This window comes from Thermococcus eurythermalis (genome assembly GCF_000769655.1).
Classification (GTDB): domain Archaea; phylum Methanobacteriota_B; class Thermococci; order Thermococcales; family Thermococcaceae; genus Thermococcus; species Thermococcus eurythermalis.
The window spans coordinates 633,658-646,646 of the sequence record NZ_CP008887.1 but is presented as its reverse complement, the minus strand read 5'-3'; the positions used below and the strand labels follow the sequence as shown (position 1 = coordinate 646,646).

Sequence of the window (12,989 nt, the reverse complement as noted above, 5' to 3'; positions counted from 1 at the left end):
GAATGAGAAGGGTCGCTGCCCTTTTCCTTGCCTTTTTGATGGTTGGGAGTCTGATTGGAGCGAACGCGAAAACGGTCGGAGCGGCCGAGCCGAAGCCGCTCAACGTCATAATAGTCTGGCACCAGCACCAGCCCTACTACTACGACCCGATCCAGGACGTCTATACCAGGCCCTGGGTCAGACTCCACGCGGCGAACAACTACTGGAAGATGGCCTATTACCTGAGCCAGTATCCGGACGTTCATGTTGCCATTGACCTCTCCGGCTCGCTAATAGCCCAGCTGGCGGACTACATGAACGGCAAGAAGGACACCTACCAGATAATCACCGAGAAGATAGCCAACGGCGAGCCCCTCACCGTCGAGGAGAAATGGCTCATGCTCCAGGCCCCCGGAGGGTTCTTTGACCACACGATTCCGTGGAACGGCGAGCCGATAGCCGACCCGAACGGCAACCCGACAAGGGACTTCTGGAACCGCTACACAGAGCTGAAGGACAAGATGATGGCCGCAAAGGCCAAGTACGCCAACCTGCCGCTCGAGGAGCAGAAGGCCGCTGTGACGAACGAGTTCACCGAGGGGGACTACATCGACCTCGCCGTCCTCTTCAATCTCGCCTGGATTGACTACAAGTACATAACGGACACTCCCGAGCTCAAGGCCCTCTACGAGAAGGTCGATGAGGGCGGCTACACGAGGGAGGACGTCAAGACTGTCCTCGAAGCCCAGATGTGGCTCCTCAACCACACCTTCGAGGAGCACGAGAAGATAAACCTCCTCCTCGAAAACGGCAACGTTGAGGTGACCGTCGTCCCCTACGCCCACCCGATAGGGCCGATACTCAACGACTTCGGCTGGGAGGGTGACTTCGACGACCAGGTGAAGAGGGCGGACGAGCTGTACAAGCAGTACCTTGGAAACGGAACCGCCGTCCCGGTTGGAGGCTGGGCCGCCGAGAGTGCCCTCAACGACAAAACTCTGGAAACCCTCGCCGAGAACGGCTGGACCTGGGTCATGACAGACCAGCTCGTCCTGGAGAGGCTCGGTATCGAGGGAACCGTCGAGAACTACTACAAGCCCTGGGTGGCCGAGTTCAACGGAAAGAAGATTTACCTCTTCCCGCGCGACCACGCTCTCAGCGACCGCGTTGGGTTCACATACGGCGGAATGAACCAGTACGAGGCAGTTGAGGACTTCGTGAACGAGCTCCTCAAGATACAAAAGCAGAACTACGACGGCTCGCTGGTCTACGTCGTCACCCTCGACGGCGAGAACCCGTGGGAGAACTACCCCTACGACGGCCAGCTCTTCCTTGAGACGCTCTACAAGAAGCTCACCGAGCTCCAGAAGGCTGGCTTAATCAGAACCGTCACCCCAAGCGAGTACATCAAGCTCTACGGCGACAAGGCCAACAGGCTCACCCCAAAGATGATGGAGCGCCTCGACCTTACCGGCGAGAACGTTAACGCCCTCCTCAAGGCCGAGAGCCTCGGCGACCTCTACGACATGGCCGGAGTTAATGAGGAGATGCAGTGGCCAGAGAGCAGCTGGATTGACGGAACCCTTTCAACATGGATAGGCGAGCCTCAGGAGAACTACGGCTGGTACTGGCTCTACCTCGCGAGAAAGGCTCTAATGGAGAACAGGGACAAGATGAGCCAGGAGGACTGGGAGAAGGCTTACGAGTATCTTCTGAGAGCGGAGGCGAGCGACTGGTTCTGGTGGTACGGGAGCGACCAGAACAGCGGCCAGGACTACTCCTTTGACCGTTACCTAAAGACCTACCTTTATGAGATTTACAAGCTGGCCGGAGTCGAGCCGCCGAGTTACCTCTTCGGAAACTACTTCCCGGACGGCGAGCCATACGTTACGAGGGCCCTCGACGGCCTTGGAGAGGGCCAGGTGAAGGAGTACTCCAGCATGTCACCCCTCGCGGAGGGAGTTAGCGTCTACTTCGACGGAGACGGAATCCACTTCGCGGTCAAGGGCGACCTCAGCGAGTTTGAGGTGAGCATCTGGGAGAAGGGCAAGCGCGTCGGCAACACGTTCACCCTCCTCCAGGAGAGGCCGACCGAGCTCAGGTACTCGATGTTCCCGTTCTCAAAGGACAGCGTCGGCCTCCTCATAACCAAGCACATCGTTTACCGCGACGGAAAGGCCGAGGTCTACACCGCCACCGACTACGAGAGGAGCGAGAAGCTTGGAGAGGCGACCGTCAGGAAGACCGACGAGGGAATTGAGGTCGTCGTGCCATTCGACTACATAGAGACCCCTGAGGACTTCTACTTCGCGGTTTCCACTGTCAAGGACGGAGAACTTGAGGTCATAACAACCCCTGTCGAACTTAAGCTCCCGACAGAGGTCAAAGGAGTAACAATCGTTGACATCGCCGACCCTGAAGGAGATGACCACGGGCCGGGAACCTACACCTACCCGACCGACAAGGTCTTCGAACCGGGACACCTCGACCTCCTCCGCTTCAGGGTGCTTGAGCAGACCGACGCCTACGTCATGGAGTTCTACTTCAAGAACCTCGCTGACAACCCGTGGAACGGGCCAAACGGCTTCAGCCTCCAGATAATCGAAGTCTACCTCGACTTCAAGGAGGGCGGAAACAGCTCGGCGATAAAGATGTTCCCCGACGGGCCGGGAAGCAATGTCAACCTTGACCCAGACCACCCGTGGGACGTGGCCTTCAGGATTGCCGGCTGGGACTACGGCAACCTCATAGTCCTCCCGGACGGAACCGCCCTGCAGGGCGAGATGCAGATTTCGGCAGACCCCGTCAAGAACGCCATAATAGTCAAACTCCCGAAGAAGTACCTGCCAGAGGTTGGAGAGTACGGGCTCTACGCCACAGTCCTCGTCGGCTCGCAGGACGGCTACGGCCCGGACAAGTGGAGGCCTGTAGCAGTCGAGGCTGAACAGTGGAAGGGTGGTGGAGCCGACCCAGACGCTGTCATAAACGGCGTCGCACCTAGAGTCTACGACCTCCTTGTCCCAGAAGGCTTCAAACCGACCCAGGAGGAACAGCTCAGCTCCTACGACACCCAGAACATGAAACTCGCAACCGTCACCATGATACCGCTCGTCCAGGGAACTGGCGGGGAAGAAGAGACTTCTACAGAGACTCCGGCAGAAGAGACCCAGACCGAGACCTCAACTGAGACTGAGACGAGCACGAACACAACCACCACTACTGAGGAGACTACTACGACGAATGCTACTAACGAGGAAACTACCACGACCACCACCGGGCAGACAACTACTACTGAGCAGGCAGGCACTTCGACTGAGGAGGGTGGCGGAATCTGCGGCCCGGCCTTCATAGTCGGCCTCGCAATAGTGCCGCTCCTCCTCAGGAGGAGGCGCTGACCTTTCCTTTAAATTTTAAGGGGTGGTGAGATGGCGGAAGTTAAGCTCATCCATGTGTGGAAGCAGTTTGGCGACTTTACCGCCGTCAAAGACATGACCCTTGATATTAAGGACGGCGAGTTCATGATACTCCTCGGGCCGTCCGGCTGTGGAAAGACCACAACCCTCAGAATGATAGCCGGTCTGGAAGAGCCCACGAAAGGCCAGATTTACATCGGAGACAAGCTCGTCGCCGACCCGGAGAAGGGAGTCTTTGTCCCGCCAAAGGACAGGGACATCGCAATGGTCTTCCAGAGCTACGCGCTCTACCCGCACATGACCGTCTACGACAACATAGCCTTCCCGCTCAAGCTGAGGAAGGTTCCGAAGCAGGAGATTGACAAGCGAGTGAGAGAAGTCGCGGAGATGCTCGGTCTCACGGAGTTCCTGCACAGAAAGCCAAGGGAGCTCAGCGGTGGACAGAGACAGCGTGTCGCCCTCGGCAGGGCAATCGTGAGAAAGCCGCAGGTCTTCCTCATGGACGAGCCGCTGAGCAACCTTGACGCAAAGCTCCGTGTAAAGATGCGCGCCGAGCTCAAGAGGCTCCAGAGACAGCTCGGCGTCACCACGATTTACGTCACCCACGACCAGGTTGAGGCCATGACTATGGGCGACAGGATTGCCGTCATTAACAGGGGCGTCCTCCAGCAGGTTGGAACCCCCGAGGAAGTCTACGACAGGCCGGCCAACACGTTCGTTGCCGGCTTCATCGGTTCACCGCCGATGAACTTCATTGATGCAACCGTCACAGAAGACGGCTTCGTGGACTTCGGCGAGTTCAAGCTCAAGCTCTTACCAGATCAGTTTGAGGTTCTTGAGGAGAAGAACCTCGTCGGAAAGGATGTCATTTTCGGCATCAGGCCGGAAGACCTCTACGATGCCATGTTCGCCCAGGTGAAGATTCCGGGGGAGAACATGGTCAGGGCTATGGTGGACATCATAGAGAACCTCGGAAGCGAGAAGATAGTCCACCTCCGCGTGGGCAACGTGACCTTCCTTGGCTCCTTCCGCGCCGAGTCCAAGGTCGTGGAGGGCCAGGAGGTCGACGTTGTCTTCGACATGCATAAGGCCCACATCTTCGAGAAGGGAAGCGGAAAGGCCGTGTTCTGAAGCTTTTTAAACCCCCGTTTCTATTTTCTCCCATGCCAATTGAGGACTTCGCGGATTTTCTGGCGGAGAAGTTTCCAAAGGGAAAAATAGTCGAGCTGGGGATAGGCTTCCAAATAAAGGTAGCGCTCAGGCTGAAGGAGCTCGGATACGACGTTCTGGCAGTGGACTGGAACGAGGAAGCCGTGGAAAACGCGAGGAAAGCGGGGATTAAAGCCGTTCGGGACGACCTGTTCAGGCCGAAGCTGGAGCTCTACAGCGACGCGGTTGCCCTTTACTCCGTGAGGCCAACACCAGAGATAATGAGGCCGATTATTGAGTTAAGCCGGAAAGTAAGGGTTCCCCTAGTAATTCTACCGCTGAGCGGCGACTCCGTCCCGAGGGGACTGCGGCTGGTAAACTACCGAAGGCTATCAATCTACACCACCAAAGATATTTAAGGGCCCGCCCAACTAAACACGGTGGTGTTATGAAGCTCTTCGGCACGGCTGGAATCCGCGGGACTCTGTGGGAGAAGGTCACGCCGGAACTCGCGATGGACATTGGAAAGGCCATGGGGACGTACGTTGACGGAGAGACCGTGGCCGTTGCCAGGGACGGCAGGACGTCAAGCGTGATGCTCCAGAGCGCGCTCATTTCCGGGCTCCTCTCGACAGGAAAGGAAGTCCTTGACTTTGGCCTGATTCCGACGCCAGCCCTGGCGTGGGGAACGAGGAAATACGCCGACGGGGGGGTCATGATAACCGCGAGCCACAACCCCCCGACGGACAACGGCATAAAGGTCTTCAACGGTGACGGGACGGAATTCTACGTTGAGCAGGAGAGAGAGCTTGAGGAGCTCGTTTTCTCCAAGAACTTCAGAAAGGCCCAGTGGGACGAGATAAAGGGCCTCAAAAGCCTCGACATTAGGGATGAATACATTAAGGCTGTTCTCGACTTTGTCAATCACGAAACAAACCTAACGGTTCTCTACGACGGCGCCAACGGTGCTGGAAGCGTTGTGGCGCCGTACCTCCTCCGGGAGATGGGCGCCAAAGTGATAAGCGTGAACGCCCACATCGACGGCCACTTCCCGGGAAGGAAGCCGGAGCCGAGGTACGAGAACATCGCCTACCTCGGCGAGCTCGCGAGGACGCTCGGCGCTGACCTGGTCATCGCTCAGGACGGCGACGCCGACAGGATAGCAGTCTTCGACGAGAAGGGTCAGTACGTGAACGAGGACGCCCTGATAGCCCTCTTCGCCAAACTCTACGTGGAGGAGCACGGAGGAGGAACTGTCGTCGTCTCGATAGACACCGGCTCAAGGATAGACCACGTTGTTGAGGAAGCGGGCGGAAAGGTTGTAAGAATTCCCCTCGGCCAGCCCCACGACGGAATAAAGAAGTACGGCGCCATCTTTGCCGCCGAGCCCTGGAAGCTCGTCCACCCGAAGTTCGGCCCGTGGATAGACAGCTTCGTGACGATGGGGCTCCTCATAAAGCTCATAGACGAGCGCGGAAAGCCGCTCTCCCAAATAATCAAGGAGGAGATACCAACCTACTACTTGACCAAGAAGAACGTGAGGTGCCCAGACGATCTCAAAAAGGCCGTCCTCGAAAGGGCACACCGGGTTCTTGAAGAAAAGCTTGGGGACGAGATTAAGGAAGTCCTCACGATTTCGGGCTACCGCTTCCAGCTCAAGGACGGCTCTTGGGTTCTGGTGAGACCGAGCGGAACGGAGCCGAAGATTCGCGTCGTGGTCGAGGCCCCGAGCGAGAAGAGGCGCGACGAGCTCTTTGAGCTTGCCTACAGCGTCGTCGCAAAAGAAGTGGAAAAGCTCAAACAAAGCGGGCAGGCCTGAGCGTTCTGACTGCTATTTCCTTTTTGTCCACCATTACCCTGAACCCTTCTTTGGCGACGTAGGTCTTTACGCCCGTGACGTTTTCTATGTATTTGGCCTCCTTGTATGGGTTCGCAAAGTGCATTTTCATTCCGATGTGGCTCATTACCAGCACCTCAGGCTTCTTCTCCATGCTCTTCAGCATCTCGACGGCATCGTCGGTACTGAGGTGGTACGGAATACCCATGTCCCTTGGTCTCGTAATTGCCGCTATGAGAACCCTCGCCCCGTCGTGCCATTTTATCAGGCCGTCGAAATACGCAGTGTCCGGAATGTAGGATATGTCCCCGTAGGCTGTCCTCATGCGGAAGCCTATCGTGGTCGGGTCTGAGTGCTTGCTGGGAGTTATCAGGAACTCCTCCTCGCCGATAGTTATCTTGTTGCCGGGCTCCGGCGTGTGGACGCTCTCCAGGACGTCTATGTGGTACTTGCTTATCGCCGGCGTGTGATCCTCGTCGCCGTAGACGACGCTCTTAGATGCTATCAGCGTCCCCCTCTTCTTCAGAGCACCGCCTGTCATCGCCTCAACCATGACCTCTAGGTCGTTGCAGTGGTCTACGTGCCTGTGGGAGACAAAGATGGCGTCGAGCTTCCTCGGGTCGAGCTTGTAGCGCCAGCTCCTCACAAGCGCCCCGGGCCCAGGGTCAACGTAGACGTTCCTGCTGGCCCTTATGTGGAACCCTCCCGTGGAGCGGAACTGGGTTATGGTAATGAACCTGCCCCCACCGCTCCCCAGGAACGTTATCTCTATCACTTCCCCACCTCCGTATCCTTTGCGGACGGTGAAATATACAACCGGGAGTATATAAGGCATTGCCCCACATCGGCGGAGCAAAAAGAGCAGAGAGCACCATGGCAGTGGAAAACTTTCAAGAGGGGTGCCACCAAGCACACAGACAAACGTAAATGAACACAACAAAACATTTTTATGACGCGGCACCTAATTACTATGCCCAATTAAGGGGGTGACAACAATGGAGTTCAAACCCTATATACCACCCGAGAAATCCCTGCCCGAATACACTCTGAAGGCTTTTGTTTTGGGTATTGTGCTTTCAGTGATAATGGGCGCGGCAAACGCCTACCTCGGCATGTACGCCGGTATGACCGTGAGCGCCAGCATTCCAGCAGCGGTTATATCGATGGCAATACTTCTTGCGTTCAAGGACAAGAACATCCTCGAAAACAACATGGTGCAGACGGCGGCTTCAGCAGGCGAGTCCCTCGCGGCGGGAGTCATCTTCACGTTCCCGGCGCTGGTCGTCCTCGAGTACTACACGACCTTCCCGTACTACCTGGTCACGGCGATAGCGGCTCTCGGCGGTTCCCTCGGTGCGCTCTTCACAATCGTCCTCAGGAGGGCGTTCATAGCCGAGGAGAAGCTCCCGTACCCGGAGGGTACCGCCTGTGCGGAAGTCCTCATAGCCGGTGACAAGGGTGGAAGCCACGCGAAGCCGATATTCATAGGTGGAATATTCGGTGCGCTCTACAAGTTCCTCGGAAGCATCGGCGTGTGGAAGGGAACCCTTGAAGGCGCGAAGTTCATTGGAAAAAGGGTTCTCTACCTTGGAAGCGACCTCTCCGCCGCGCTGGTAAGCGTCGGTTACATCGTTGGGCTTAATATAGCCTTCCTTGTCTTCCTCGGTGGTGCAATAGCATGGTTCATAGCGATTCCCATCTATGCCGCCTCATACGGCAACCCCGATGGTCTTAGTGCCGTCGACCTTGCCTGGACCATCTGGAGCACCAAGATTAGGTACATGGGAGTAGGTGCGATGGTCGTCGGTGGCCTCTGGAGCCTCATCAAGCTCAGGGGGCCGATAAGCAGAGGTATCAAGGCCGGTCTCGAAGCCGCTAAGCACAGGCAGGCCGGAGGTACTGTCCTGAGGACAGAGGAGGACATGCCTCTTAACTACGTAATAGTCCTCATCGTTGCCTTCGTCATTCCGCTCTTCCTCCTGTACATGCACGTGCTCGATAGCGTCCTCCACGCTGCGGTGATGGCAGTTCTCATGCTCATACTGGGCTTCTTCGGAAGCGCAATAGCAGGCTACCTCGCGGGTATCGTCGGCTCATCAAACAACCCGGTCTCAGGAATAACCATCATGAGCCTCCTCTTCACGGCCCTCATCCTCAAGGCCCTCGGCCTTACTGGCATTGAAGGCGCAGTCGCCACCATACTCGTCGCTGCCGTCGTGTGTACCGCTGCAGCAATAGCTGGAGACACCATGCAGGACCTTGCCACTGGTTACATCGTCGGTGCAACACCCAAGAGGCAGCAGGTCTTTGAGATTGTCGGTGTGTTCGCGGCGGCCCTCGTCATGGCTCCCGTCCTCAACCTCCTGATTGAGGCGTACGGAATAGCAGGAACTCCCACGGCAAAAGAAAACGCCCTCGCCGCACCGCAGGCCTTCCTGATGGCAAAGGTCACCCAGGGTGTCTTCGAGGGCAACCTGCCGTGGAACATGGTCTTCATCGGTGCCGGAATTGCAATAGTGCTCATAATTCTCGACGAGATACTCGCCATGAAGGGCTCAAGCTTCAGGACTCCGGTAATGCCCGTGGCCGTCGGTATATACCTGCCGCTTTCACTTGGCGTCCCGATATTCCTCGGCGGTATCGTTAGGTACTTCGTCGACAAGGTCAGGGGCGCCAAGGGTGAGAGCCTCACCGACCCAGGAGTCCTCGGAGCGGCGGGCCTTATAACGGGAGAGGCTCTCATGGGAATAGTGTTCGCCGCACTCATCATTGGCGACGTGGCGCCCTCCGTCTCCACCACGACCGCCGGCAACGTCCTCGGAGCCCTCTTCCTCTTTGGACTGCTTGGCTGGCTCTACAAGATAGGAAAAGAGGGCCAGTGAAGGCCCGTCCCTTTATTTCCTCTTTTGGAGGGGACTTTCATGGAAGAGTACCTCGAGCTTGTCCCAGTGCCAAACCCCAAAGTCCAGCTGAAGAAGATTGACGGCAAGTACTACCTCTTAATCCCCATGGACTCAAAGCTGGACTTTCTGGCCCGGAGGCTCCACGGGGACTACAGAAGGATAGAGCTCGACGAGGTAGGGGCATACACGTGGGAGCTCTGCGACGGCAGGAGAACTGTGAGGGAGATTGGTAAGGCCCTCAAGGCCCGCTTTGGAGAAGAAGTTGAGCCCCTCTACGAGCGCCTGGTGACTTTTCTTTTTGAGCTGGCCAGGAGGTATCTGGTTGAGTTTAAAAGGGTAAGCGAGCTATAGTATGGTGGTGATACCCGTGAGCGAAGTCCTTGAAAAGGTCTCGCAGGAGATTGAAAAGCTCCGCGACGAGATGGTAAAAACACTCGTCGAGCTGATTAAGATTCCGGCCATAAGTCCTGACTACGGCTACGAGGGCGAATACGACAAGGCCCAGAAGCTCCTTGAGATAATCAAGGACTGGCCGTTCGACAAGGTTGAGGTTTACAACGCGCCCGACGAGAGGGCCAAAAACGGCGTCAGGCCGAGCATTCTGGCCTACTACTACGGCGAAAAGGGTGAGGAGAGCCCGCGCCTGTGGATTCTAACGCACCTTGACGTAGTCCCGCCCGGAGACCTGAGCAAGTGGACGGTTACCGAGCCCTTCAAGCCGGTCGTGAAGGACGGGAAAGTTTACGGACGCGGAAGCGAGGACAACGGGCAGAGCCTGGTGGCGAGCCTCTATGCGGTAAGGGCCATGATGAACCTCGGCATAAGGCCGAAGAGGACAGTTATTTTGGCCTTCGTCAGCGACGAGGAGACCGGCAGCAAGTACGGCGTCGAGTGGCTGATGAAGAACCACCCGGAGCTCTTCAGGAAGGACGACCTTGTCCTCGTCCCGGACGGCGGAAACGAGGACGGAACCTTCATAGAGGTCGCCGAGAAGAGCATCCTCTGGCTCAAGGTAAGGGTCAAGGGCAAGCAGGTTCACGCGAGCATGCCCGACAAGGGCCTCAACGCCCACCGCGTTGCCCTCGACTTCGCCTACCACCTCGACAGACTCCTCCACGAGAAGTACGGCGAGAGGGACGAGCTCTTCGACCCGCCTGAGAGCACCTTCGAGCCGACGATGGTCAAAAACCCCGCGGACAGCCCGAACATAGCCCCCGGCGAGCACGAGCTCGTCTTCGACTGCAGGGTTCTGCCGAGGTATAACCTCGACGAGGTCCTCGCCGACGCAGAGAAGTTGGCCGAAGAGGTCAAGGAGAGGCACAGGAAGGAAGTTGACGGAGAAGTCCTGCCGGAGATAGAGTTCGAAGTCCTCCAGCGCGTTGATGCCCCGGAGCCGACGGACCCGAACAGCGAGATAGTGAAGCTCCTCCAGGAGGCCCTCAGGAAGCTCCGCGGAAAGGAGGCCAAGGTCGGCGGAATAGGCGGCGGAACCTTCGCGGCCTACTTCAGGAAGCTCGGAATCCCGGCGGTGGTCTGGGCGACACTCGACGAGATGGCCCACCAGCCCAACGAGTACGCGAAGATAGACAACATGGTCGAGGACGCGAAGGTCATGGCAGCGCTGGCGCTTCTCTGAGCAAAAGCTTTTTCTTCCTCTTTTCCACCTTGGGTTATGCCCCTCTGGAAGGACGGAAAGCTCGGACTGCCGGTCAAAGAGGCGGTAAAGCTCTTCCCGGAGCTTGAAAAATACCTCGACAAACGCGGAAGACTCGACCTCTCGAACAGGGAGACGAGGATACTCTACAACAGGGCAATAGCAAAGGCCCTCTTCGGGCTTGAGATTGAGTACCACCCGCGAGGACTTGTAACGACGCCGGTCTCGCGCTACCTCTTCCTGAAGACGTTCCTGCGCGGAGGAGAGAAGGTTCTGGAAATCGGCACGGGACACACCGCAATGATAGCCCTCATGGCAGAGAAGCTATTCAAGTGCGACGTTACGGCGACGGAGCTCGATGAGGAGTTCTTCGAGTACGCAAGGAAGAACATCGAGAGGAACGGCGCCAGAGTTAGATTGCTCAAAAGCAACGGTGGAATAATCCGGGGCGTCGTCCCGGAGGGGGAGCGTTTTGATGTAGTTTTTTCCGCTCCGCCCTACTACGAGAAACCGACGAGGGGTGTTTTGACGGAGCGGGAAGGGGTTGGAGGGGGCAAATACGGCGAGGCGTTCTCGGTGAAGCTCCTCGAAGAGGCTAGGGACTACTTAAAACCCGGTGGAAGGGTGGCCCTCTTCCTGCCCGACAAAGAACCCTTGATAGACGCGATATCAGAAAAAGGAAAGGAGCTTGACTACTCGGTGAAGGACGTCCGCTTTAAGGCGGGAACCCGGTGGAGACACAGCCTGATTTTAACGCTTTAGGGACTCCGACCGTGGGCGTCTCAGCATTGGCTCTCAGTGGAGGTGCTTTCTTGTCACAGTCCCCATACTACAATGTACAGGAGTGACAAATTTAAGGCTTTCTCATAGCTTAAAACTAGAAGTTGTTGAAGGATGAGTCACCAGCTCCACCAAAAACACCCCATTCAAAATGCTCAAATCAGAGCACAATGAACAAAATTCCTTATAAACTTTTTTAGTTACAATGAATGATTAAAAGAAGTCACTAGCTCCACTCCAGTTGAAATGTACCTTTTTATGTAATTATTTAAGATTTTTGTATCTATTATTAGATACACTAAGTACCTTTTGTTATCAATATATAATGGTGATATGATGATTGGTGAAAGGTTCAACATCCACAACAAGGATTGGGTTAAGCAGGTTGGTTCTTATGTTGTTTTTTCTGACACAAGGCTAGGTGAAATGAGCCTTTTTGGAAAACTAGTCTATGCAGATGACACCACAGCAGTTGTGCAGAACTCAGATGTTGTTATTGTTTCCAGAACAGGGTATTATTCAACAAGAGCATTAGAAGTTTATGAAGAACTCAAAGACAAGATTGAATTTGAAGAAGAGGGTGATGAAGACTTTGACTATTATGAACTTCTCAAAGAGAGAACAGAAGATGAAGAAGAGGACTGTGATGAAGAAGAAGAGGAAGATGAGGATTGGGATATTGAAGAACAATTGATTGAACAGTATGAGTACAAAGCATTCATAGAAGACCACCCACCAATTGAAGTTCTTAGAGACATAGAAGAAGATGATGAAGGGGTGATGATAGAATGAAGTACAAGAAAGTCTCTTCTTCAAGCTTTATAACTAATGTAAAAGACAAAGATAACAGTGTAATCAAAAATGTGCTTATTAAGAAGCTTCACTATGATAAGAAACACAACACAATGAAAGTCTTCTTTAATGCAACTGATTGCTCAGAACTGAGATTAGAAGAAGGAGAATGGCTTATAGAAGATTATAGAAACAAAGCAAGCTACACTGAAAATTTAGAAAGGTGGAGGTCAGGGTTACAACTTACATTCAACACCACAGCCTCACAACTGCTAAATCTTTTCAATAGAAGATTTCTTGGGTTAAAGATTGATGTAGAAAACAGAAAAATCTCAATACTTAAATTCCCACAGCAAGCTGAAGAGAAGCTAGAAGAAGTGATGCAATCACTGTGACCCTCTCTTCTATTTCCATTATTCATATATATTATATATATGAATAATTGGTTTTTGAGTGTACAACATTGTTTGAAGTTATGCTTA

11 protein-coding genes are annotated in these 12,989 nt (G+C 55.0%); 10 read left to right on the top strand and 1 reads right to left on the bottom strand.

From position 1 onward, the window contains the following. The first annotated feature begins 2 nt into the window (after positions 1-2). The 4 genes from TEU_RS03430 to glmM are packed head-to-tail and all read left to right on the top strand — an operon-like array spanning position 3 to position 6,360. Positions 3-3,374, top strand: a complete 3,372-nt coding sequence (locus TEU_RS03430; RefSeq protein ID WP_050002463.1) for a glucodextranase DOMON-like domain-containing protein — start codon at positions 3-5, stop codon at positions 3,372-3,374. Between the two features lie 30 nt (positions 3,375-3,404). Beyond that, positions 3,405-4,523 (top strand): ABC transporter ATP-binding protein, encoded by a 1,119-nt coding sequence (locus TEU_RS03425; protein ID WP_050002462.1) that lies wholly within the window; start codon positions 3,405-3,407, stop codon positions 4,521-4,523. Positions 4,524-4,555: 32 nt separating this feature from the next. Further along, a complete protein-coding gene (locus tag TEU_RS03420; RefSeq protein WP_050002461.1) occupies positions 4,556-4,960 on the top strand; it encodes a UPF0146 family protein in 405 nt (134 codons plus the stop codon). Between the two features lie 29 nt (positions 4,961-4,989). Next, positions 4,990-6,360 carry a phosphoglucosamine mutase gene (glmM, locus tag TEU_RS03415; RefSeq protein WP_050002460.1) on the top strand — a complete coding sequence of 457 codons (1,371 nt, stop codon included), beginning with the start codon at positions 4,990-4,992 and terminating at the stop codon, positions 6,358-6,360. Here glmM and TEU_RS03410 read toward each other — a convergent pair. Further along, the gene (locus tag TEU_RS03410) at positions 6,338-7,153 is read right to left on the bottom strand and encodes an MBL fold metallo-hydrolase (protein ID WP_050002459.1); all 816 of its coding nucleotides are present in this window, start codon (positions 7,151-7,153) and stop codon (positions 6,338-6,340) included. The two genes, glmM and TEU_RS03410, sit on opposite strands and share 23 nt — an antisense overlap. 220 nt (positions 7,154-7,373) lie before the next feature. Between TEU_RS03410 and TEU_RS03405 the strand changes: the two genes are divergently transcribed. The 6 genes from TEU_RS03405 to TEU_RS03380 all read left to right on the top strand — a co-directional run bounded on the left by TEU_RS03405 (position 7,374) and on the right by TEU_RS03380 (position 12,902). After that, a complete protein-coding gene (locus TEU_RS03405) occupies positions 7,374-9,260 on the top strand; it encodes an OPT family oligopeptide transporter (protein ID WP_050002458.1) in 1,887 nt (628 codons plus the stop codon). 39 nt (positions 9,261-9,299) lie between these two features. Next, entirely contained in the window at positions 9,300-9,632 is a 333-nt protein-coding gene (locus TEU_RS03400) for a PqqD family protein (protein ID WP_050002457.1), read from the top strand. Between the two features lie 16 nt (positions 9,633-9,648). Further along, a complete protein-coding gene (locus TEU_RS03395; protein ID WP_050002456.1) occupies positions 9,649-10,917 on the top strand; it encodes a M20 family metallo-hydrolase in 1,269 nt (422 codons plus the stop codon). Between the two features lie 36 nt (positions 10,918-10,953). Then, positions 10,954-11,697, top strand: coding sequence for a methyltransferase domain-containing protein (locus TEU_RS03390; protein ID WP_050002455.1), 744 nt, complete (start codon positions 10,954-10,956; stop codon positions 11,695-11,697). 354 nt (positions 11,698-12,051) lie between these two features. Beyond that, on the top strand, positions 12,052-12,507 hold the full coding sequence (locus TEU_RS11705; protein ID WP_050002454.1) for a hypothetical protein: 456 nt from the start codon (positions 12,052-12,054) through the stop codon (positions 12,505-12,507). After that, positions 12,504-12,902 (top strand): hypothetical protein, encoded by a 399-nt coding sequence (locus tag TEU_RS03380; protein WP_050002453.1) that lies wholly within the window; start codon positions 12,504-12,506, stop codon positions 12,900-12,902. Before TEU_RS11705 ends, TEU_RS03380 begins: the two co-directional genes overlap by 4 nt. Positions 12,903-12,989: the final 87 nt, after the last annotated feature.